Raw genomic sequence first — 21,445 nt, forward strand, 5'->3', positions numbered from 1 at the left:
GGCGGCGGCCGTTCCCAGGTATCCCGGGTGCCGGAGTGTGTTCCACGCCATACTCGGCGATGGCACTGCCGGATCAACCTGGAGGAGGCACCATGCCCGAGCCCCGTACCCAGCTGCCCACGACCGACGCCGACGTGCTCGCCGGCGAGACGCCGGTTCCGGACGAGGAGGTCCTGACGAGCGAGCTGCTGGTCGAGGAGGTCTCCATCGACGGCATGTGCGGCGTCTACTGATCCCGTCGGACGATGGCTACGGCTGCTGCCGGGCCCCCGGGCACCCACCCGGCTGACGGCGAGAGCGTGGACCTGGCCCAGGCATGGGCGCTGTCCCCGCTGGTGACGCTGCGCCCAGAACCCTTCGGGGCGCTGGCCTACCACTTCGGCAACCGGCGTCTGGTGTTCCTGCGCCGCCCGGAGCTGGTGACGGTGGTGCGCGGCCTGGCCGCCGCCGCTGATGTACGTGGAGCCCTTGCGGCAGCAGGTGTCGCGGAGCGCCACTGGCCGGCCTATGCCGGCGCGCTGGCGCGACTGGCCACGGCCGGGTTGATCCAGCGACGTGAAGGCCATGCACACGGAGAACCTGGTCACGACGAAGGGGATGAGCGGCCGTGACACCGGTAGCAGCCATGAACGAGGTCGAGCGGACCAGCGGGCCGCTGGCCGGCTCACTGGTCGAGCAGTTCGAGTACGGGCTGGACGCGCCGATCTGCCTCACGTGGGAGCTGACCTACGCGTGCAACCTGTCCTGCGCGCACTGCCTGTCCTCGTCGGGCCGCAGGGACCCGCGGGAGCTCACCACCGCGCAGTGCGAGGGCGTCATCGACGAGCTGCAGCGGATGCAGGTCTTCTACGTCAACGTCGGCGGGGGAGAGCCCACGATCCGGCCGGACTTCTGGCACCTGCTGGACTACGCGGTCGGCCATTCCGTGGGGGTCAAGTTCTCCACGAACGGGGTGCGCATCACGCCGGAACGGGCGCGGTTCCTGGCCTCGACCGACTACGTGGACGTACAGGTGTCGCTGGACGGCGCGACGCCGGAGGTGAACGACCAGGTACGGGGCGCGGGGTCCTTCCGCACCGCGGTCACGGCCCTCGAGAATCTCGCCGAGGCAGGCTTCACGGACACGAAGATCTCCGTGGTCATGACGCGGACGAACATCCCGCAGCTCGACGACTTCCAGGCGTTGGCGGACCGGTACGGTGCGACGCTGCGGCTCACCCGGTTGCGACCGTCCGGCCGCGGCGCCGACGTGTGGGACGAGCTGCACCCGCTGCCGAACCAGCAGCGGCAGCTCTACGACTGGCTGCGCGAGCACGGCGAGCGGGTGCTGACCGGGGACTCCTTCTTCCACCTCGCGGGATTCGGGGAGTCGCTGCCAGGACTCAATCTGTGCGGCGCCGGCCGCGTCGTCTGCCTCATCGACCCGGTCGGGGACGTGTACGCGTGTCCGTTCGCGATCCACGAGACGTTCCGTGCCGGCAACCTGCTGACCGACGGCGGCTTCGCGGCGGTGTGGCGCACCTCGCCGCTGTTCGCCGACCTCCGCTCGCCACAGACCGGCGGCGCGTGCACGAAGTGCAGCCATTTCGACGCGTGCCGCGGTGGCTGCATGGCGGCCAAGTTCTTCACGGGCCTGCCCTTGGACGGCCCCGACCCCGAGTGCGTGCAGGGGTACGGCGAGACGGCGCTGGCGGGGGAACGCACCGTTCCGTCGCCCAGTCAGGACCACTCCCGCCGGACGCCGACCAGGAACCAACCCGTGCTGCTGCAGCTGTCACGCCGCGAGGAGCAGCCCTGGTCGCCGGCGGCACCTCCGGTATCGGCGTGTGCGGAGCACCCGTTGGCCGGCTTCACACCCACCGCCTGATCGCGCACCGCCTGATAGCACCCACCGCCTGACCGCACCGGGAGACGAGAGCCGAATGTCCAAGCCTGCCTGGCTGGCCAACCCCTGGGCGCAGAACCCGTGGTTCGAGTCCGTCGCCGTCGCGCAGCGGCGTGCCCGCAAGCGGCTGCCGGCCCCCCTCTACGCGGCACTGATGGCGGGTTCGGAGCGCGGCCAGACCGTGGCAGAGAACGAGTCGGCCTTCCGCGAGCTCGGCCTGGCCCCGCACGTGGCCGGCAATCCGCCGGTACGGGAGCTGGCCACCACGCTGATGGGGCAGGAGATCGCGCTGCCGGTGGTCATCTCGCCGACCGGAGTGCAGGCGGTCCACCCCGACGGCGAGGTCGCGGTGGCCCGCGCCGCCGCGGCCCGGGGGACGCTGATGGGGCTGAGCAACTTCGCCTCCAAGTCGGTGGAGGAGGTGGTGGCGGCCAACCCGCGGACGCTGTTCCAGATGTACTGGACCGGCGACCGTGACGTCATGGTCGAGCGGATGGAGCGTGCCCGCGCCGCCGGGGCGATCGGCCTGATCGCGACGCTGGACTGGTCCTTCTCCATCGGCCGGGACTGGGGAAGCCCGGAGATCCCGGAGAAGGTCGACCTCCGCACCATGGTCCGGATGGCGCCCCATGTCGTGCACAAGCCGCGCTGGCTGGCGGCGTTCGCCCGCACCGGGCGGCTGCCCGACCTCACCGCACCCAACCTGGCCCGTGCCGGCCAGCCCGCGCCGGGATTCTTCGGGGCGTACTACGAGTGGATGAACACCCCGCCGCCGACCTGGGACGACGTCGCCTGGATCCGGGAGCAGTGGGGCGGCCCCTTCATGCTCAAGGGCGTCGGCCGGGTCGACGACGCCCGGCGGGCCGTCGACGCCGGGGTCACCGCCATCTCGGTGTCCAACCACGGCGGCAACAACCTCGACGGGACCCCCGCCGCCATCCGGATGCTCAAGCCGGTCGTCGACGCGGTCGGGAAGGACGTCGAGGTCGTCATGGACGGCGGGATCCGGCGCGGCTCCGACGTGGTCAAGGCGCTCTGTCTCGGCGCGCGGGCGGTGCTCATCGGCCGCGCCTACCTGTGGGGGCTGGCCGCCAACGGGCAGGCCGGGGTGGAGAACGTGCTGGACATCATGCGGATGGGCATCGACTCCGCGCTGCTGGGCATGGGCGCCGCCTCCGTGCACGACCTGACGCCCGGGCACCTGGTGATACCCGAGGGCTTCCACCGCGCTCTCGGCGGGACCGAGGACACCCCCGCGCCGGCGACGTTCGCCGTCGCCACGCCGTGACGTGACCGCCGTCCTCGCGGATGCGCCGTGGCTCGACGTCCCTCCCGGGTCCCTCGTGCTCGTCCCCGTCGGGTCGACGGAGCAGCACGGACCCCATCTGCCGCTGGACACCGATTCGGCCATCGCCGACGCCGTCGCGCATCGGTGCGCCGAGTCCCTGGCCCGCCACCGTGCCGATGAACCGGTGCTCGTGGCGCCGGTCGTGACGTACGGCGCCAGCGGCGAGCACCAGGCCTTCCGCGGCACCTGCTCGATCGGCACCGAGGCGCTCCGGATGGTGACCGTGGAGCTGGTCCGCTCGATCCGCACCTGGGCGGAGCGGGTGGTGCTCGTCAACGGGCACGGCGGGAACGTGCCGGCGCTCCGGGCGGCGGTGTCCCAGCTCCGCGCCGAGGGGCACGCCGTGGCCTGGGCCTCCTGCGCCACCCGGGACACCGGTGGGCAGGGGGACGCGCACGCGGGCTTCTCGGAGACCTCGCTGATGCTGCACCTGCGACCCCGCGCCGTCCGGCTGGAGCGGGCCGAGCCGGGCAACACCACGCCGATCGAACGGCTCCTGCCTCGGCTGGTCGCCGACGGGGTCGCCGCAGTCTCGGTCAACGGGGTGCTCGGCGATCCCACCGGGGCGAGCGCGGCCGAGGGCGCTCGCCTGTTCGCGCAGATGGCGGCGGACGTGACCCGCAGCATCGAGTCCTGGCAGCCCGACAGCACCGGCCGGCTACGCCTCCCGGCGGGGACGCGGGTGTGACGGGCTCCTCCTCCCGCGTCGCGCTGGTCACCGGAGCGGCCCGCGGGATCGGCGCCGCCACCGTCGACGCGCTCTGCCTGCGCGGCTACCGGGTCGTGGCCGTCGACTCCTGCGCCGCGGACCAGGACCGACCACAACTGGGCTACGACCTGGCCACGCCGGACCAACTGGAGGCGGTCGCAGGGCGCCACCCCGGTCAGGTGCTGCCCGCGGTGGCCGACGTCCGGGACCGGCCGGCGCTCGCGGCGGCCGCCCAGGCGGCCCTGGACCGGTTCGGCCGCCTCGATGCCGCGGTGGCCGCCGCGGCCGTCATCACCGGCGGCCGGCCCCAGTGGGAGACCTCGGAGGCGGAGCTCCGGCATCTCCTGGACGTCGACCTGATCGGCGTGTGGCACACCGCCGCCGTCACCGTGCCGCTTCTGCTGGCCGGACCCGAACCACGCGGCGGCCGGTTCGTCGCAGTCTCCTCCGCGGCCGGGGTCACCGGCCTCTTCGGGCTCTCGGCCTACGGCGCCGCCAAGCACGCCGTCGTCGGACTGGTCCGGGGGCTGGCCGAGGACCTCGCTGGCACCGGCGTGACCGCCGTGGCAGTCGCGCCGGGCTCGACGAGAACCGACATGCTGCACGCCACGGCGGACCTCTACGGCCTCGAGGACGTCGAGCGCTTCGCCGGCTCATCCCTGATGCGCCGCATCCAGGACCCCCACGACGTCGCCGAGATCATCGCCTTCTGCTGCTCCCCGGAGGCCGCTCCGCTCAACTCCTCGGTCATCCCTGCCGGGGGAGGCTTCCGGCCGTGACCGCCGGCCTGCCGGAAGGCTTCGCCGTACGGCTCGGTCGCCGGGTTCGTGTCCTCGACGGTGGCCGCATCCTGATCGGCGGCTCCCCGGCCACGGCCCTGTCCCTCGCCCCCCGCGCCGCGGCAAGCCTCTCGCAGGGAGAGCTCACCGTCACCGATCCCGCGACCGGTGCCCTGGCGGGCAGACTGCTCGACCTGGGCATGGCCGAACCCGTGCTGGAGCTCCTGCCGCCCTGCCGCGAGCCGATCACCGTCGTCGTGCCGGTGCGGGACAGACCCGAATCGCTCCGCCGTCTGCTGGCATCGATCGAGGGCGCTCATCGGGTGGTGGTCGTCGACGATGCCTCGAGACGTCCCGGCGAGATCGGAGCGGTGGTCGCCGCGGCCGGGGCGGACCTGGTCCGGCTGGACCGGAATCGCGGGCCCGCCGGCGCCCGCAACGCCGGCCTCGCGGACGTTCGCACGTCCCTGGTGGCCTTCCTCGACTCCGATGTCGAGCTGACGCCGGACGCGCTTCCCCGGCTGGCCCGCTGCTTCGCCGACCCCGGCGTCGGCCTCGTCGCCCCCCGGGTGCGGGGACGCCTCGCGTCGCCGGGCGGTTCGTGGATGGCGCGCTACGACGCCGACCACTCCGCGCTGGACCTCGGCGCCGACGGGGGCACCGTTCGTCCCCGAGCCCGTGTCGCCTGGCTCCCGGCCGCGTGCCTCGTGGCCCGGACCGACGCGCTCGGCGCCGGGTTCGCCTCGGACATGCGGGTGGGCGAGGACGTGGACCTCGTCTGGCGACTCGCCGGCGACGGCAGACGGGTCCTCTACGTCGCCTCCGTCGAGGTGTTCCACGAGGCCCGGGCCGGGGGCTGGGACGTCCTCTCCCGCCGGCTGCTGTACGGCACCAGCGCCGGCGACCTCGCCCGCCGGCACGGCGCCGCCGTCGCACCCGCCGTCCTCGCACCGTGGAGCGTCGCCGCGGTCGTGGCTCTGGTCCTGCAGCGGCGATGGTCGGTGCCGCTCTGCGGGCTCGTCACCGGCCTGACCGCCGAACGCATCCGCCGCAGTCTTCCCCATGCGCCGCACCGCCCGGCTGTTGCTGCCGCGCTCGCGGTGCAGGGCCTCCTCGCCGCGTTGTCGCAGGCCGCCGATCTCGGCCTGCGGCACTGGTGGCCCGTCGGTGCACTGCTCGGTGCCCGGTCCGCGGCCCTCCGGCGGTTCCTCGTCGTCGCCGCCGTGTGCAGAGGGGTCGCCGAGCACCGGCGCTGTTCGTCGCACCTCCCCCTCGCCGCCTTCCTCGTCGCCAGGCGGTTGGACGACGTCGCCTACGGGACCGGGGTGTGGATCGGCGCCGTCCGCGCCCGCGCGTGGAGCGCGCTGCTGCCCGACGTCCGGAGGACCGGGAGGAGCGTCGCCGGTCGTCGGGACGCCGGGGTGCCCCGGCCGGTCGGCGGCCGCTCGCGAGGAGCTCCGCCGCGGGAGAACACGATGTCGGTATAGCCGAGAAGCGATAACATCTCCGCTATGCCGCCGCCACGCCGGACGCTGTTCCCCGGTCTGCAGGACCTGGCCGGCCGCCGTCGTGCGCTCATCGAGGAGCTGGTCCGGGCACGCCGCGAGAGCGAGCTGAGCCAGACCGAGATCGCTGCGCGCATGGGCACCTCCCAGTCGGCCGTCGCCCGGCTGGAGAGCGGCGAGCTGGACGCGCGGCTGTCCACCCTGGAGCGCTACGCGGCCGCCCTGGGCCGCACCGTCACCTGGCAGGTAGGGCCGTCCGAGGAGTCCCCATGAGCATGCCGATCGGTTCGTCCGTGAACACCTTCCCGCCGCTGCCGCCGCAGCCACCCGACCCGCCCCGTCCCCGGCACAACCCGTGGCAGCCCGACGCCCGGCCACCGGGCCCGGGGGCCGCATCGGCGTCCGTGGTGATCGGCGGACCGGACTGGCTGGCCGAGCGGCTGCTCGACCAGCGGCAGATCGCCCTGGCCGGTGAGCTGGACCCCGAGACGGTCAACCGGACCGTGGCCGCGCTCGGCCTGCTCGACGCCTCCGGCGACGCGCCGGTCCTTCTCCGGCTGTCCGGTGTGAGCGCCGATCTCGACGCCGCCCTCACGCTGGTCGACGCGCTCGACCTGATGGGTGCCCCGGTGCACGCGACGTCCCTGGGCACGCTCACCGGTGCCGCGGTCACGATCCTCGCGGTCGCCGACAGGCGGGTGGCGGGGCGGCACTCGGCGATCCACCTGTGCGAGCCGCGGGCCCCGCACGGCATCCCGGGCCGGGAGGTGGAGACGCTGGCCGCGGAGCACGCCCGTCGGCTCCGCACGTTGCAGGAGCGGCTGGCGGCCGCCTCCGGGCGCCCGGTCGACGATCTGGCCGCCGACATGCGGACCGGCCGGCTGCTGAGCGTGGACGAGGCGCGGGCCTACGGGCTCCTCGACTCGACCGAGCCGTCCGGGCGCCGTCCGGGAGGGCCCGAGTCCTGACCGGTGGGGTGGTCGCACGCCCGATGGGGGAGGACGATCCGGCCGCACCCCGGAATCAGGAGGTCCTTCCATGCCCGCCAGCTCCGCGACCGAGCTCTACCGCGCCGCCCGCGACCAGATCCTCGCGCTGCGCGGCGATCACGAGAAGGCGCTCGCCGAGTTCGACTGGCCCCGCTTCGACGGTCCGTTCAACTGGGCGGTCGACTGGTTCGACAGCTATGCCCGCGGCAACGCCGCGACCGCGCTGCACATCGTCGAGCAGGACGGCCGCGAGGCGCGGTACTCCTTCGACGAGCTGGTCCGCCGCTCCGACCGGGTGGCCGGCTGGCTCCGGGCACAGGGGGTCGGCCCCCGCGACCGCGTCGTCCTGATGCTCGGCAACCAGGTGGAGCTGTGGGAGGCGATGCTCGCGGTGATGAAGCTGGGCGCGGTGATCATGCCGACCACCACCGCCCTCGGACCGGCCGACCTGGCGGACCGCATCGAGCGCGGCGGCGCCCGCCACGTCGTCGTCAACGCCGCGGACGCGGGGAAGTTCGACGCCGTCCCCGGCGACTACACCCGGATCGCCGTCGGGGAGGCGCCGGACGGGTGGCTCGCGTACGGCGACGCAGCACAGGCCGACGACACCCCGCCGGGGCATCCGGGCACGCTGCCCGGTGACCCCCTGCTGCTGTACTTCACCAGCGGGACGACGAGCCGGCCGAAGCTGGTCGAGCACACCCAGGTCAGCTATCCCGTCGGGCATCTGTCGACCGTGTACTGGCTCGGCCTGCAGCCCGGCGACGTGCACCTGAACATCAGCTCGCCGGGCTGGGCCAAGCACGCGTGGAGCTGCTTCTTCGCCCCGTGGATCGCCGAGGCGACGGTCTACCTCTACAACTACACGCGGTTCGACCCGGCGGCGCTGCTCGAGCGGCTCCGCCGGGACCGCATCACCACCTTCTGCGCGCCGCCCACGGTCTGGCGCATGCTGATCCAGGCCGACCTGTCGGGCGGGCCCGGATCGCTGCGCGAGGTCGTGGCCGCCGGTGAGCCCCTCAACCCCGAGGTCATCGAGCAGGTGAAGGCCCAGTGGGGGCTCACCCTGCGCGACGGCTACGGCCAGACCGAGACGACGGCGGCGGTGGGCAACACCGCGGGATCGGCGGTCAAGCCCGGCTCGATGGGCCGGCCGCTGCCCGGCATGCCGGTGGTGCTGGTCGACCCCGTCAGCGGGGAACAGGCCGACGAGGGCGAGATCTGCCTGGACCTGTCCGGCCCTCCTTTGGCGCTTATGACCGGGTACCATGGCGATCCCGAGCGGAACGCCGAGGCCATGGCCGGCGGCTACTACCACACCGGCGACGTCGCGAAGCGGGACGCCGAGGGCTACATCACCTACATCGGGCGCGCCGACGACGTCTTCAAGGCGAGCGACTACAAGATCAGCCCGTTCGAGCTCGAGAGCGTCCTGATCGAGCACCCGGCGGTCGCCGAGGCCGCCGTGGTGCCGGTGCCCGACCCCGTGCGGGCCGCCGTCCCCAAGGCCTATGTCGCCCTCGCGCAGGGGCACGAGCCCACGCGGGAGACCGCGCTGTCGATCCTGCGGCACGCACGGGAGAACCTCGCCCCGTTCCTCCGGGTCCGCAGGATCGAGTTCTACGAGCTGCCCAAGACCGTCTCGGGCAAGATCCGCCGCGTCGAGCTCCGCACGCGCGAGGAGGAGCTGTACCCGACGGGCGGCTCGCCGACGGAGTTCAGCGACGCGGACTTCCCGGAGCTCCGCGGCTGACGCGGCGGGTGGTCTCCCGCTGCGCCGGCCGCCTCACCCGAGCAGTTCCCGGACGGCGGCCGGCGCCTGCGAGGGGCGATGCAGGGCGGCCACCTTCCCGCCCCCGGCCGAGGCCAGCGCGGCGCAGGACGCCATCGCCTCCTCCTCGCCGGACAGGGCGAGCACCTGCAGCCGGGCGGGTATCCGGGCCAGTGCGGATGCCGCGTTCACCGGGTCGGGACTCTCGGTGGCGATGCCGTCGGAGAGCAGCAGCACCTGACGGTCGGCCGCACGCGAGCGCGCCACCTGCGCCGCCGCCGTCCGCAGGCCCAGCTCCAGGTCGGTGGTGCCGCCGCCGCGCAGGTCGCACAGCCGGTTCACCACGCCGTCGACCCGCGGATCGGCCGACAGCGGGCGGAGCACCACCGCGGTCGACCAGAAGGCGACCACCCCCAGCTCGTCTCCCGGCCGCATGCGCTGCACCAGCGCCGAGGCGGTGAGGACGGCGGCCGCCAGCTCGTCGCCGGCCACCGACCCGGACGCGTCCACCAGCAGCACGACCGCCCGTCCGGTGGACCGCCAGCCGCGGGTGTGCAGGTGCTCGGCCCGCCAGTGCGGCTCCGCGCCCCGGGCGGCGAGGGTCGCGTCGAGGTCGACGTCGGACCCCGTCGGCTCCCTGCGGGTCACCACGCGGCGGGTGCCCGGCCGGTCGGCGGTCCCGGCGCGTGGGTTGCCCAGCGGCAGCCGGGCGGCCAGCGACCTGGCCGCCGCCCGCAGCTGGGGGTCGAACGCACGCGCGGCAGCGGCCAGCACCCGGGCGACCGCGTCGGGATCCCGGGCCGCGAGGTCGGCCACGGCGGCGGCGTCCAGCTCACCGGCCTGCGGGGACACCGCGTCGAAGTCGGGATTGCTGCGGGAGAGCTGGTCCCGGCTGCTGCGGCGCGCGGCCTGGGAGCGGAGCAGCTCCGCGACGGCGTCGGGGTCCTCCACCACCCGGGGCGGGCGCCGGGCGGGGGGCGGGCCGCCCTGGCCCGGCGGTGGGGGCGGCCCGGGGGCCTCCTCCCCGGGCGTCAGGCTTTTCCCAGCTCCTCACCGGCCCGGCGCCAGATGTCGGCGACGACGTCCTCGACCGGCCGGGCGACGCCGTCCCCCAGCGTGACCTTCCCGGTCATGGCGGCCAGTGCCGCGTCCAGGCCGGTCCCGTCCTCCAGCGCCGCCGTGTCCCGGACGGCGGCCAGCTCGACGGCGATCAGCACGGTGTCGATCGCGCCGCGGACGGAGGCGCCGATGCGCAGCTCCGGGTGGTCGCGGGTGATCCGCACGGCGCGGACCGCGCGGGCGACGAGGTCGGCCGGACCGTCGGTCACCGTCGCGACCACCCGCAGCTCGGCGTCCTCGTCCTGGTACCCCATCGCGACCCGGCACGAGCGGTCGTAGAGCGCGGGGGTCACGCGCGCGGTGCCGACCGCGTCGAACGGGTTCATCGCCGCGACCAGCCGGAAGGTCGGGCGGGCGGCCACGCGGCCGTAGCGGGGCACGTGCATCTCCCGCTCGGACAGCACGCCGAGCAGGATGTTCATCGTCTCCTCGGGGACCCGGTTGAACTCCTCGACGTAGAGCAGGGCCCCCTCGGTCATGGCGCGGGTGAGCGGCCCGGGCACGAAGTTCTCCGGCCGGTAGTCCTCGACGAGCACCCGGGAGGCGTCGTGGTGGCCGACCAGCCGGGTGGGGGTCAGCTCGGCGTTGCCCTCCACGAGGACCAGCGGCACCCCGGCGCCGTCGGCGAGCGAGCGCAGCAGCGTCGTCTTGCCGGTCCCCGGCGGGCCTTCCAGGACGACGTTGCGGCCCGCCGACAGCGCGGCGGCGACCACCTCCGCCTCGCGGATCCGGGCGACCACCCGGTCCCGGGCGACGCGCACCATGCCGCCGACGTCGAGCCGGACGGCGCTCGACGGGGTCACGGCAGGTCCTCCGGATCCGGGACGCGGACCGGGGTGCCGCCCCGGGTGGGAGGCGGCACCCCGGCTCGATCGGCTCAGTCGTGGACGATGACGCCGCGGATGTTCTTGCCGGCGTGCATGTCCTCGTAGCCCTTGTTGATGTCGTCGAGCTTGTACCGGGTGGTGATCAGCTCGTCGAGCTTGAGCTTCCCCTCCTGGTAGAGCCGCAGCATCTTCAGCATGTCGGAGCTCGGGTTCTGGTCGCCGAAGAGGGCGCCGCGGATCTCCTTGGTGAACAGCGCGAGCATGCTGGGGTTGATCGGGATGCCCACGTCGGTGAGGTCGCCGAGGCCGGTGATGACGACCCGGCCGCCCTTGCCGATCGCCTCGAACGCCTGGGCGACGTGCTCGCCCTTCAGGACCCCGACGGTGATCAGCGCCTTGTCCGCTCCCTGCCCGTTGGTGACGCTGCGGGCGAAGTCGGCCGCCTCGTCCATGTTCTCGAAGGCGTGGGTGGCGCCGAGCTCCATGGCCTTCTCGCGCTTGAACGCGACGGGGTCGACGGCGATGACGTGGCTCGCGCCCGCGTGGGCCGCGCCCTGGACGGCGTTGATGCCGATGCCGCCGATGCCCATGACGATGACCGTGTCGCCGGCCTTGACCTCACCGGCCTGCACAGCGGTGCCCCAGCCGGTGCCGACGCCGCACCCGACGAGGCAGGCGACCTCGAGCGGGATGCTCTTGTCGATCTTCACCGTCGAGCGGATGTCGACCGTGGTGATCTCGGCGAAGGTGCCCAGCCCGCACATCTGGCCCACGTCGGTGCCGTCGGAGGTCTGGAACCGGAAGCTCGTGGCGTCGTCCCACCGCGAGCCGACCAGCAGGTTCGCGCCGGAGTCGCAGATGTACTGCTGACCGTTGGCGCAGTAGCGACAGCGTCCGCAGCCGGGCAGGAACGAGAAGACGACGTGGTCGCCCTCCTCGAAGCCCTTCGTGCCGGGGCCGACCGCGGTGACGACGCCGGCCCCTTCGTGGCCGCCGAGGAACGGGTACTTGCCCACGGGCATGTCACCGGTGGCGACGTGGTCGTCGGAGTGGCACAACCCGGAGGCGGCCACCTTGACCTGGAGCTCGCCGGGCTGGGGGTCGTCGACGACGAGATCGACGACCTCCCACTGTCCGGGTGCGGAGCGCATGATCGCGCCGCGGGTGTTCACGGGCATGGGGACCTCCTGGTGGCCCTCGCGTCGAGGGGCTGGGATTGCATGCGTCGGCGCGCATGGCTGATGTGCACGCTATGGCGTGGGTCACACCGTGAAAAGGGCGTGCAACGTTGCGGGCCGAACCGGCGTGCTCGTGCAACGTTCGACCACCCGCAGTGCGCGGTTCATGTCGTCGATCACAATGCGCTGGTGCCCTCGCTCCCGGTGGTCGTCGTCGGCGCCGGGCCGGTGGGGCTCACGGCCGCGTTGCTCCTCGCCCGCCGCGGGCTCGACGTCCTGGTGCTCGAACGCCACGCCGAGCCCTATCCGCTGCCCCGCGCGGTGCACCTGGACGACGAGGTCTTCCGCGTGCTGCAGGACGCCGGGGTGGCCGACGCGCTCCTCCCGCACACCCGCCCGATGGCGGGGCTCCGGCTGCTCGACGGGCAGCACCGCGTGCTCGCCGAGTTCGGTCGGCACGCCGGCCCGCACGGGTGGCCGCAGGGCTCGCTCGTGCACCAACCCGACCTCGAGGACGTGCTGGCCGCCGCGGCAGCGACCGACCCGCGCATCACGCTCCGGCGCGCCGCCGTCGTCACCGGGCTCGACCGGGACGACGCCGGCCCCGGCCCCGGCCAGGACGATGCCGGGGTCTCCGTCGTCTACCGGTCCGGCGGGGCGGACCGGTCCGTCCGGGCGGCTGCGGTGCTCGGCTGCGACGGCGCCGGCAGCACCGTCCGCGGCCTGATCGGCGCGGCGATGCGGGACCTCGGGCCGGCCGACCGCTGGCTCGTGCTCGACGTCCGGTCGGCTCCCGAGCTGCCGGTGTGGCCGGGTGCGCACCAGGTCTGCGACGCCCGCCGTCCGGCGACGTTCATGCCGGTCACCGGCGACCGGTACCGCTGGGAGTGCCGGCTGCGCCCGGGGGAGACGGTCGCCGACGCGATGACCCCCGAGCGACTCGCGCGGTTGCTCGCACCCGTCGACCCGGCGGCGGTCGAGTTCGTGCGCAGCGTCGAGTACACGTTCCGCGCGCAGGTGGCCGACCGGTGGCGGTCCGGCCGGGTCTTCCTGGCCGGGGACGCCGCTCATCTCAGCCCCCCGTTCATCGGGCAGGGTCTGGGGCTCGGCCTGCGCGACGTGCACCAGCTCGCCTGGAAGCTCGCCGCCGTGCTGGCGGGGGAGGCCGGGGACGACCTGCTGGACACCTACCAGGCGGAGCGCGAGCCGCATGCCCGGTCGCTGATCCGCGTCGCCCTGCTGCTCGGCCGGCTGATGACCGGCGGCGGCCGGCTCGGCGACGTCGTCCGCCGGGGTGTGCTCGCCGCCGTCCGGCGGATCCCGGCCGTGGCGCGGCTGGCGACGGACAGCCGGACGCCGCCGTTGCGCGGACCGCTGGTCGAACGCCGGGGGAGGGCGGGCCGGCGGCTGGCCGGCACGCTGATCCCGCAGCCGGAGGTGCTGGTCGACGGGCGGCGCTGCCGGCTGGACGACGTCCTCGGGCCCGGCTCCGCCGAGATCACCGCGGACCTGCTGGTGCGCCGTTCGGACGGGACCGAGGTGGTGGTCGAGGAGCCCGCCGGGACGCTGACCGCGTGGATGCGGGGCGCCGCGGCCGTGCACGTGCGCCCTGACCGGATCGTCGGCTCCGCTCGTCGCACGTCGATCCGCGGGTCGGGCCGGCCGGCGGCGGGTAGGCGGCCGGCATGAACAGCGACAAGAGCCAGATCCTGGACCTGCTCCGCTCGCAGGGCGACGACAGCAAGGCTCAGCAGGCCGACCAGGAGCTCCCCGACCAGGTCGACACCGACCGCGACGCCGGGCTGCTGTCCAAGGTCGGCATCGACCCCATGGACCTGGTCAAGAAGCTGGGCGGCGGCGGAGGACTCGGCGGCCTGCTCGGCGGTTTACGCCCGCCTACAGCTGCACCCGCTCGTTCTCGCCGCCGTCGTAGGCCGTCCCGGTCAGCTTCGCCTTCGCGAAGCTGATCACGCTCGCCAGTCGGCCGCCGGGCGAGTCCCAGTACTCGGCCGAGGCGGCATCGACCCGCAGCAGGACGACGTCGGGGTCCTCCTGGCCGTCGGGGAACCAGGCCTCGACGACGGCGTTCCACAAGCTGCGCTTCTTCTCCAGGTCGTCGATGACGACGGCGTGCCCCGTCAGCGAGACCCAGCTCGAGCTGCCCGCCGTGGAGACGTTGACCTGGGGGTTCGCCGCGATGTGGGCCACCTTGCGCGAGCTGCGCGAGGCGAAGAACCACAGGTCGCCGTCGAACTCCACCTCCTGCATCGCCATGGGGCGGCTGATCAGGGTCCCGTCGGGCGCGATGGTGGTGAACAGCCCGAACCGTTCGTCCTTCAGCAGCTCGGCGACCTTGGTCGCCTCCTCCGTCGTCATGCGTGGTCCCTGCCCGCATCCGGAGGTTCCTACGCTCGCCGGGTGCGGCGACGTGCGCCGGTGTGGGCCGCTCTCCCCGAGGCGCCGGTGCCGGCCGCCGGGCGGGAGGGTCCATCGACTCTGGCGGCCACGACGGCATCGCTGGTGCAATCGCCCGCGGCCAGCCACCATGGGCCCGACATGAGCCATCGTCGGCGGAGCGTCCCATGCCCCCGGTCGTGAACCCGTGGCTGGCGCTCCCCGAGGGGCGGCCCAGTCCGGCACTGACCCGGCGGCTGCGGGCTGCCCACGAGCGGCTCGTCACCGGCACCGCGCTGCCCCCCGACGACGCGGTGCGCTCGGTCGTCCGCGACTCCTGGCGCCGCTCGCTCAGCTGCGGCGTCGACCCCGACGGCGGGACGCCCCCGGTCGAGCTCCTGGACGACGAGCTGCTCGCCTACCGCGAGGCGCACCCGCTGGCGCCGGTCATGCCCGTCATCCGGCGGCTGCTGGTCCAGGACGCCGAGGCCGACCGGATGATCGTCGCCGTCACCGACTCCGGCGGCCGCATGCTCTGGGTCGAGGGGGACGCGCGGCTGCGCTCGCAGGCGGCCGGCATGAACTTCGTCGAGGGCGCCCGCTGGGCCGAGGAGGTCGCCGGCACCAACGCGCCCGGCACCGCGCTCGCCCTCGACCACGCCGTCCAGATCTACGGCAGCGAGCACTACCGCCGGCCGGTGCAGCCGTGGAGCTGCTCGGCGGCGCCGGTGCACGACCCCGTCACCGGCTCGCTGCTGGGGGCGATCGACGTGACCGGGGGCGACCACGTCGCCAGCCCGCACATGCTCACCCTCGTCCGGGCCACGGTCGCGGCCGTGGAGTCGGAGCTGAGGTGGCAGCGGCGGGAGCAGCTGCAGCGCGGCGCCGGCCGCCGTCCCCCGCCGCTGCAGCGCGTCTCGCCCCGCCTGGAGGTGCTCGGCCGCGACCGGGCGCGGCTCAGCCTGCCGAGCGGGCCGGTGGAGCTGTCGCTGCGGCACTCGGAGCTCCTGCTGCTCCTGGCCGAGGCGGCCGTCGCGAGCGAGGGCCGCACCGCCGCCCAGCTCGCCGCGGAGGTCCACCGCGGGGAGGCCGCGGCGGTCACCGTGCGCGCGGAGCTCTCCCGGCTGCGCCGGCTCGTCGGCGCGGAGCTGGTCGGCTCCCGCCCGTACCGGCTGCTCGGCCGCGTCGAGACCGACCTCGACCAGGTGCGCCGGTTGCTGGCCCGCGGCTCGGTCGGCTCGGCGCTGGAGCGCTATCCGGGCGCGGTACTGCCCGCTTCGCGCGCGCCGGGTGTCTCGAGCGCGCGCGAGCGGGTGTCCGCGTTGCTGCGCCAGTCCGTCCTGAGGAGCCGGCGGCCCGAGCTGCTCCTGCGGTACGGGCAGCTGCCCGAGGCGCGGGACGACGTCGCCGTCTGGCAGGCCTGCCTGGACTGCCTGCCCGCGAGCTCGCCGCGCCGTGCGGCGGCCGCCGCGCACCTGCTGCGGCTGCGACGGAGCTCACCTCTCCGCTGACCGTCCGGGGAATGCCCGCGAGCCGTTCGCCCTTGGCAGCAGGAGTGAGTGCCGCACCTCCCTCGACCGTCCGTCCGCCCCTCAGCACCGCCCGCGTGGTCGTCGCGGTCGTCGCGCTGGCGATCGGCGGGTTCGCGATCGGCACCACCGAGTTCGTCACCATGGGCGTGCTGCCCGACATCGCCGAGGGCGTGGGTGTCGACATCCCCTCGGCCGGCCACGTCATCTCGGTCTACGCCCTCGGCGTCGTCGTCGGTGCCCCGGTCATCGCGGCGCTCAGCGCCCGGCTGCCGCGGCGGGCGCTGCTGATCGGCCTGATGGCCGCGTTCCTCGTCGGCAACGGGCTCACCGCGCTCGCGCCCGGCTACGGCACCCTGCTGCTCGCCCGCTTCCTGACCGGCCTGCCGCACGGCGCCTATTTCGGCGTCGCCTCGCTGGTCGCCGCCTCGCTGGTCGCCCCGCACCTGCGCGGACGGGCGGTCAGCTCCGTCATGCTCGGCCTGGCGGCGGCCATGCTCACCGGCGTGCCGGCCGCGACCTGGCTGGGCCAGCAGTTCGGCTGGCGGTCGGCGTACTGGACGGTGGTCGTGCTGGCCGCGATGACCGTCGCCGCCGTCCTCGCCGTGGTGCCGTCGTCCCCCGGCCGGTCGGAGGCAACCGTGCGCGGGGAGCTCGGCGCGCTCCGGCGTCCGCAGGTGCTGCTCACCCTGCTGGTCGGGATCGTGGGCTTCGGCGGCATGTTCGCCCTCTACAGCTACATCGCCCCGGTCGTCACCGACGTCGCCGAGCTCTCGCGGGGCACGGTGCCGGTCGTCCTCCTCGCGTACGGGGCGGGTGGCGTGGTCGGGACGGTGCTCGGCGGGCGGCTGGCGGACCTCTCGCTGTTCCGCTCCCTGGTGGGCTCCCTCGTCGTCCTCGGCGTGCTGCTGGTCGGTGTCGCGCTGACGTCCCCCTACCCGGTCGCCCTGTTCGTCGGCGTCTTCCTCGTCTCCGTCGCGGCGTCCACGCTGGCGATCTGCCTCCAGATGCGGCTGATGGAGACGGCGGGCGAGGCGCAGATGCTCGGCGCCGCCCTGAACCACTCCGCGCTCAACCTCGCCAACGCGCTCGGCGCCTGGCTCGGCGGACTGGTCATCGCGGCCGGCCTGGGCTACCGCGCGCCCAGCGTCGTCGGTGCCGGCCTGGCCGCGCTCGGCTTGCTGCCGCTGGCGATCTCCGCCGTGCTCCGCCGCCGTGCCGGGCGGACGCCGGTCCGGCTCGCCCCGGCCCCGACGCGCCAGGTCCGGGTGCCCGCGGCCTGACCGGCTGCAACCAGGCTGCAACGTTGCAGCCGCGCCCACCGCCGTGGGGTTCCGGCGGAAGACCCCGGAATTCCGGTCTTTTGGTGCTCGATGGTGCCCGCGGAGGCGTGCCGGGGACCTCGGCGGCCGGTCAGGTCTGGTCAAGCGCGCCTCTCACGGCCAGACTCCGCCGTGCGGGCCGGGAGTGACCGGTGCCACACCTCAGAGTGGAGGGCACATGACCGAGATCAACGTGCGGGTCGACGGGGTGGCCTACGCCGACGCCGTCGAGCCGCGGACCCTGCTCGTCCACTACCTGCGCGAGCAGCTCGGCAAGGTCGGCACCGTCGTCGGATGCGACACCAGCAACTGCGGGGCCTGCACCGTCCACCTGGACGGCGAGGCGGTGAAGAGCTGCACCGTGCTGGCCGTACAGGCCGACGGGTGCGAGGTCACCACCATCGAGGGGATCGCCCCGCAGGGCAGCCTGCACCCGATGCAGAAGGCGTTCCACGAGATGCACGGCCTGCAGTGCGGGTTCTGCACCCCCGGGATGATCATGGCCTCGATCGACCTGGTGAACGACAACCCGAACCCGACCGACGACGAGGTGCGCGAGGGCATCGAGGGCAACCTCTGCCGCTGTACCGGCTACCAGAACATCGTGCGCGCCGTGCAACAGGCGGCCGCCGAGATGAGCGGCGGCGCACCCACCTCCTCCGAGACGCTGGGAGCGCAGTCATGACCATGGTCGACGAGCCCACGGGCACCCAGGCGCCGGAGAAGGAGGTCGGCAAGGCGCGCCGCCGCAAGGAGGACGCCCGGCTGATCACCGGGAAGACGACCTGGACCGACAACATGTCGCTGCCGGGGATGCTGCACATCGCCGTCGTCCGCAGCCCCGTCGCGCACGCGCGGATCTCCAACGTCGACGTCAGCGCGGCCAAGGCGGCGCCCGGCGTCATCGAGGTCTACACCGGTCGCGACTTCGCCGAGGAGCAGGGCTCGCTCCCGTGCGCCTGGCCGGTCACCCCCGACATGGTCAACCCGGGGCACCCCTCGATCGCCGTCGACTCGGTCAACCACGTCGGCGAGGCCGTCGCCCTGATCGTCGCGCGCAGCAAGGTCGCCGCGCAGGACGCCGTCGAGCTCGTCGACATCGACTACGACGTCCTCCCGCCGGTCCTGCGCATGGAGGAGGCGGTCAAGGACGGCGCCGACCTCGTCCACGACGAGCTCTCCTCGAACACCAGCTACCACTTCGTCTTCGACGCCGGGGACGCCGGCCTCGGGGGGAACACCGACCAGGCGTTCGCCGACGCCGAGGTCGTCGTCAGCCGCCGGTTCGTCAACCAGCGGCTCATCCCGGCGTTCATGGAGCCCCGGTCGTGCGTCGTCTCACCGCAGGGCGACAACTACACGATGTGGTCGTCCACTCAGATCCCGCACATCCTGCGGGTGATGCTGGCGATGGTGACCGGTGTACCCGAGCACAAGCTGCGGATCATCGCGCCAGACGTCGGCGGCGGCTTCGGCGGCAAGCTGCAGGTCAACCCCGAGGAGGTGCTGGCGCTCCTCGTCGCCCGCCGGCTGGGCAAGCCGGTCAAGTGGACCGAGACCCGCAGCGAGTCGCTGATGACGGCGCACCACGGCCGCGACCAGATCCAGTTCATCGACATCGCCGCCGACCGTGAGGGCAACGTCAAGGGCCTGAAGGTCCGGCTGCTCGCCGACATGGGCGCCTACCTGCGGCTGATCACCCCCGGTGTCCCGGCTCTCGGTGCGTTCATGTTCCCGGCCATCTACAAGTTCCCGGCCTACCACTTCGAGTGCGACGGCGTCTTCACCAACAAGGTGCCCACCGACGCCTACCGCGGCGCCGGGCGGCCCGAGGCGACCTTCGCCGTCGAGCGGATCATGGACGAGCTCGCCGTCGAGCTGGGCATGGACCCGCTCGAGCTGCGCCGCAAGAACTGGATCCAGGCGCAGGAGTTCCCCTTCACCACGATCGCCGGCCTCGAGTACGACAGCGGCGACTACGAGCAGGCGACGCAGCAGGCGCTCCAGCTCATCGGCTACGACGAGCTGCGCGCCGAGCAGCGGCAGCGGCGCGAGTCCGGCGACCCGGTCCAGCTCGGCATCGGGTTCTCCACCTTCACGGAGATGTGCGGCCTGGCCCCCTCCCGGGTGCTCGGCTCGCTCGCCTTCGGCGCCGGCGGCTGGGAGCACGCCTCGATCCGGATGCTGCCCACCGGCAAGGTCGAGGTCGTCACCGGCTCGACGCCGCACGGCCAGGGGCACGAGACGGCCTGGAGCCAGCTCGTCGCCGATGAGCTCGGCGTGCCGTTCGAGGACGTCGAGGTGCTGCACGGCGACACCTCCATCTCCTCCCGCGGCCTGGACACCTACGGCTCCCGCTCGCTCGTGGTGGGCGGCACCGCCGTGGTCAAGGCCGCCGAGAAGGTCGTGGCCAAGGCCCGGAAGATCGCGGCGCACCTGCTGGAGGCCAGCGAGGACGACCTCGAGTTCACCGGCGGCAAGTTCTCCGTCCGTGGGACGCCGGGCACCGGTCTCGGCATCCAGGAGATCGCGCTGGCGATCTTCGCCGCCCACAACTACCCCGAGGGGATCGAGCCCTCGATCGACGCCGACGCGACGTTCGACCCGGTCAACTTCTCCTTCCCCCACGGCACGCACATCTGCGCCATGGAGGTCGACACCGAGACGGGCATGGTGAAGATCCGCAAGTACGCGTCCGTCGACGACATCGGGAAGATCGTCAACCCGCTCATCGTGGAGGGGCAGATCCACGGTGGGCTGGCCCAGGGCATCGCGCAGGCGCTGTACGAGGAGGCCGTCTACGACGACGACGGCAACCTCACCACCGGCACCTTCGTCGACTACCTGGTCCCGGCGGCCTCCGACCTGCCGCACTTCGACACCGGCAACACGGTGCACGAGGCGCCGGGGAACCCGATCGGCGCCAAGGGCGTGGGCGAGGCCGGCTGCATCGCCAGCACCCCGGCGGTGGTCAACGCCGCGCTGGACGCCGTCCGGCACCTGGGCGTCACGGACATCCAGATGCCGCTGACGCCGGAACGGGTCTGGCGGGCCATCCATCAGGGCGGGGACGGCGGGGAGCGCGCCACCGCCGGGACGATCGCCTGGGGTGGCGCCTCGACCGAGACCACCACCGGCGTGTCCACCGACGCTTCCTCCCTGGGAGGGGACCGATGATTCCCGCAGCGTTCGCCTACGCCCGTCCCACCACGATCGACGAGGCGCTGCAGGCCGTCGCCGACGGCGGGGAGGACGTCAAGATCATGGCCGGGGGGCAGTCGCTGATCCCCGTCATGCGGCTGCGGCTGGCCGCGCCGGAGACGGTCGTCGACCTGACCCGGGTGGCCGAGATGCGCGGGGTCCGGGAGGAGGGCGACGCGATCGTCATCGGCGCGATGACGACGCACTCCGACGTCCTCTCCGACCCGTTGATCGCCCAGTGGGCCCCGCTGATCGCCGACGCGACGGAGACGGTGGCCGACCGGCAGGTGCGGCACCGCGGCACCTTCGGCGGTGCTCTCGCACACGCCGACCCGGCCGGTGACCTGCCCGCCGTGGCGCTGGCGCTCGACGCCGAGTTCGTCATCGCCGGCCTGAACGGCCGGCGCACCGTCGGTGCCGCCGAGTTCTTCGTCGACTACCTCACCACCGCGTTGGAGGAGGGGGAGCTGCTCGTCGAGATCCGGGTGCCCAAGCTGCAGGGCACGTGGGGCATGCACTACGAGAAGTTCAACCGCGTCGCGCAGGCGTGGTCGATCGTCGCGGTGGCGGCGGCCGTCCGGCGCGAGGGGGGCGTCATCGCGGAGGCCCGGATCGGGCTGACCAACATGGGCCCGGTCCCGTTGCGGGCGAGCGGCGTGGAAGCGGCCCTGGCCGGGGCCGAGGCGACGGCCGAGGCGATCGCCGCGGCAGCGGACCGGGCGGCCGAGGGCACCAGTCCCAGCAGCGACCTGAACGCGCAGGCGGACTATCGGCAACACCTCGTCACGGTGCTCACGCGCCGTGCGGTGACTGCGGCCGCCGGGCTGTAGCGTCGGTCTGCCGGTCCGTACTCGTCCGTCTCGGTCGGTTCCTCCGCAGCGGGGGACCG

Annotated in this window: 20 protein-coding genes; 16 read left to right on the plus strand and 4 right to left on the minus strand. The window is 73.8% G+C overall.

All coding sequences use genetic code 11. The features are described 5' to 3' along the window. Positions 1 to 92 precede the first annotated feature (92 nt). The 10 genes from mftA (at position 93) to E4P39_RS20185 (ending at position 8,968) form a co-directional block, all read left to right on the plus strand. Positions 93 to 233, plus strand: coding sequence for a mycofactocin precursor MftA (mftA, locus tag E4P39_RS20140; protein ID WP_167762001.1), 141 nt, complete (start codon positions 93 to 95; stop codon positions 231 to 233). A gap of 66 nt (positions 234 to 299) precedes the next feature. Continuing rightward, positions 300 to 611, plus strand: a complete 312-nt coding sequence (gene mftB, locus E4P39_RS20145) for a mycofactocin biosynthesis chaperone MftB (protein WP_209306641.1) — start codon at positions 300 to 302, stop codon at positions 609 to 611. Next, positions 608 to 1,867 carry a mycofactocin radical SAM maturase gene (mftC, locus tag E4P39_RS20150; RefSeq protein WP_245159986.1) on the plus strand — a complete coding sequence of 420 codons (1,260 nt, stop codon included), beginning with the start codon at positions 608 to 610 and terminating at the stop codon, positions 1,865 to 1,867. Before mftB ends, mftC begins: the two co-directional genes overlap by 4 nt. Before the next feature lie 55 nt (positions 1,868 to 1,922). Further along, positions 1,923 to 3,173, plus strand: a complete 1,251-nt coding sequence (mftD, locus tag E4P39_RS20155; RefSeq protein WP_135138373.1) for a pre-mycofactocin synthase MftD — start codon at positions 1,923 to 1,925, stop codon at positions 3,171 to 3,173. Position 3,174: 1 nt separating this feature from the next. Then, the gene (mftE, locus tag E4P39_RS20160) at positions 3,175 to 3,921 is read left to right on the plus strand and encodes a mycofactocin biosynthesis peptidyl-dipeptidase MftE (protein WP_135138374.1); all 747 of its coding nucleotides are present in this window, start codon (positions 3,175 to 3,177) and stop codon (positions 3,919 to 3,921) included. Beyond that, positions 3,918 to 4,721, plus strand: coding sequence for a mycofactocin-coupled SDR family oxidoreductase (locus E4P39_RS20165; RefSeq protein WP_135138375.1), 804 nt, complete (start codon positions 3,918 to 3,920; stop codon positions 4,719 to 4,721). The genes mftE and E4P39_RS20165 overlap by 4 nt, the downstream gene beginning before the upstream one ends. Next, positions 4,718 to 6,208: a mycofactocin biosynthesis glycosyltransferase MftF gene (gene mftF / locus E4P39_RS20170; protein ID WP_135138376.1), complete on the plus strand. Its 1,491-nt coding sequence runs from the start codon at positions 4,718 to 4,720 to the stop codon at positions 6,206 to 6,208. The genes E4P39_RS20165 and mftF overlap by 4 nt, the downstream gene beginning before the upstream one ends. A gap of 24 nt (positions 6,209 to 6,232) precedes the next feature. Continuing rightward, on the plus strand, positions 6,233 to 6,499 hold the full coding sequence (locus tag E4P39_RS20175; RefSeq protein ID WP_135138377.1) for a helix-turn-helix transcriptional regulator: 267 nt from the start codon (positions 6,233 to 6,235) through the stop codon (positions 6,497 to 6,499). Continuing rightward, positions 6,496 to 7,194: an ATP-dependent Clp protease proteolytic subunit gene (locus E4P39_RS20180; RefSeq protein WP_209306642.1), complete on the plus strand. Its 699-nt coding sequence runs from the start codon at positions 6,496 to 6,498 to the stop codon at positions 7,192 to 7,194. Before E4P39_RS20175 ends, E4P39_RS20180 begins: the two co-directional genes overlap by 4 nt. Positions 7,195 to 7,264: 70 nt before the next feature. After that, positions 7,265 to 8,968: an AMP-binding protein gene (locus tag E4P39_RS20185; RefSeq protein WP_135138378.1), complete on the plus strand. Its 1,704-nt coding sequence runs from the start codon at positions 7,265 to 7,267 to the stop codon at positions 8,966 to 8,968. 33 nt (positions 8,969 to 9,001) lie between these two features. Here the strand turns inward: E4P39_RS20185 and E4P39_RS20190 are convergent, their stop codons facing one another. The 3 genes from E4P39_RS20190 to E4P39_RS20200 form a co-directional block, all read right to left on the minus strand. Continuing rightward, positions 9,002 to 9,937, minus strand: a complete 936-nt coding sequence (locus tag E4P39_RS20190; protein WP_245159987.1) for a vWA domain-containing protein — start codon at positions 9,935 to 9,937, stop codon at positions 9,002 to 9,004. A gap of 80 nt (positions 9,938 to 10,017) precedes the next feature. Then, complete coding sequence (locus E4P39_RS20195) at positions 10,018 to 10,908, minus strand: MoxR family ATPase (protein ID WP_245159988.1); 891 nt, start codon at positions 10,906 to 10,908, stop codon at positions 10,018 to 10,020. 74 nt (positions 10,909 to 10,982) lie between these two features. Then, positions 10,983 to 12,110, minus strand: coding sequence for an NDMA-dependent alcohol dehydrogenase (locus E4P39_RS20200; protein WP_135138379.1), 1,128 nt, complete (start codon positions 12,108 to 12,110; stop codon positions 10,983 to 10,985). A 189-nt stretch (positions 12,111 to 12,299) separates the two neighbouring features. Between E4P39_RS20200 and E4P39_RS20205 the strand changes: the two genes are divergently transcribed. Beyond that, positions 12,300 to 13,799 carry a bifunctional 3-(3-hydroxy-phenyl)propionate/3-hydroxycinnamic acid hydroxylase gene (locus tag E4P39_RS20205; RefSeq protein WP_135138380.1) on the plus strand — a complete coding sequence of 500 codons (1,500 nt, stop codon included), beginning with the start codon at positions 12,300 to 12,302 and terminating at the stop codon, positions 13,797 to 13,799. Between the two features lie 207 nt (positions 13,800 to 14,006). Here E4P39_RS20205 and E4P39_RS20215 read toward each other — a convergent pair whose 3' ends face one another. Further along, positions 14,007 to 14,486 (minus strand): pyridoxamine 5'-phosphate oxidase family protein, encoded by a 480-nt coding sequence (locus tag E4P39_RS20215; RefSeq protein ID WP_135138381.1) that lies wholly within the window; start codon positions 14,484 to 14,486, stop codon positions 14,007 to 14,009. 206 nt (positions 14,487 to 14,692) lie between these two features. On the opposite strand from E4P39_RS20215, the gene E4P39_RS20220 reads away from it, so the two are divergent. The 5 genes from E4P39_RS20220 to E4P39_RS20240 all read left to right on the plus strand — a co-directional run bounded on the left by E4P39_RS20220 (position 14,693) and on the right by E4P39_RS20240 (position 21,386). Beyond that, the gene (locus E4P39_RS20220) at positions 14,693 to 16,015 is read left to right on the plus strand and encodes a GAF domain-containing protein (protein WP_135138382.1); all 1,323 of its coding nucleotides are present in this window, start codon (positions 14,693 to 14,695) and stop codon (positions 16,013 to 16,015) included. Between the two features lie 44 nt (positions 16,016 to 16,059). Further along, a complete protein-coding gene (locus tag E4P39_RS20225; RefSeq protein ID WP_245159989.1) occupies positions 16,060 to 17,316 on the plus strand; it encodes an MFS transporter in 1,257 nt (418 codons plus the stop codon). A 217-nt stretch (positions 17,317 to 17,533) separates the two neighbouring features. After that, positions 17,534 to 18,040: a (2Fe-2S)-binding protein gene (locus E4P39_RS20230; RefSeq protein WP_135138384.1), complete on the plus strand. Its 507-nt coding sequence runs from the start codon at positions 17,534 to 17,536 to the stop codon at positions 18,038 to 18,040. Next, a complete protein-coding gene (locus E4P39_RS20235; RefSeq protein WP_135138385.1) occupies positions 18,037 to 20,532 on the plus strand; it encodes a molybdopterin cofactor-binding domain-containing protein in 2,496 nt (831 codons plus the stop codon). The genes E4P39_RS20230 and E4P39_RS20235 overlap by 4 nt, the downstream gene beginning before the upstream one ends. Continuing rightward, positions 20,529 to 21,386, plus strand: coding sequence for a xanthine dehydrogenase family protein subunit M (locus E4P39_RS20240; RefSeq protein ID WP_135138386.1), 858 nt, complete (start codon positions 20,529 to 20,531; stop codon positions 21,384 to 21,386). Before E4P39_RS20235 ends, E4P39_RS20240 begins: the two co-directional genes overlap by 4 nt. Positions 21,387 to 21,445: the final 59 nt, after the last annotated feature.

Source organism: Blastococcus sp. CT_GayMR19, assembly GCF_004570385.1.
In the GTDB taxonomy this organism is placed as follows: Bacteria; Actinomycetota; Actinomycetes; order Mycobacteriales; family Geodermatophilaceae; genus Blastococcus_B.

Coding starts and splice junctions, on each gene's coding strand:
- mftA (WP_167762001.1), top strand. CDS start 93: ATGCCCGAGCCCCGTACCCAGCTGCCCACGACCGACGCCGACGTGCTC.
- mftD (WP_135138373.1), top strand. CDS start 1,923: ATGTCCAAGCCTGCCTGGCTGGCCAACCCCTGGGCGCAGAACCCGTGG.
- E4P39_RS20175 (WP_135138377.1), top strand. CDS start 6,233: ATGCCGCCGCCACGCCGGACGCTGTTCCCCGGTCTGCAGGACCTGGCC.
- E4P39_RS20180 (WP_209306642.1), top strand. CDS start 6,496: ATGAGCATGCCGATCGGTTCGTCCGTGAACACCTTCCCGCCGCTGCCG.
- E4P39_RS20185 (WP_135138378.1), top strand. CDS start 7,265: ATGCCCGCCAGCTCCGCGACCGAGCTCTACCGCGCCGCCCGCGACCAG.
- E4P39_RS20200 (WP_135138379.1), bottom strand. CDS start 12,110: ATGCCCGTGAACACCCGCGGCGCGATCATGCGCTCCGCACCCGGACAG.
- E4P39_RS20215 (WP_135138381.1), bottom strand. CDS start 14,486: ATGACGACGGAGGAGGCGACCAAGGTCGCCGAGCTGCTGAAGGACGAA.
- E4P39_RS20220 (WP_135138382.1), top strand. CDS start 14,693: ATGCCCCCGGTCGTGAACCCGTGGCTGGCGCTCCCCGAGGGGCGGCCC.
- E4P39_RS20230 (WP_135138384.1), top strand. CDS start 17,534: ATGACCGAGATCAACGTGCGGGTCGACGGGGTGGCCTACGCCGACGCC.
- E4P39_RS20235 (WP_135138385.1), top strand. CDS start 18,037: ATGACCATGGTCGACGAGCCCACGGGCACCCAGGCGCCGGAGAAGGAG.
- E4P39_RS20240 (WP_135138386.1), top strand. CDS start 20,529: ATGATTCCCGCAGCGTTCGCCTACGCCCGTCCCACCACGATCGACGAG.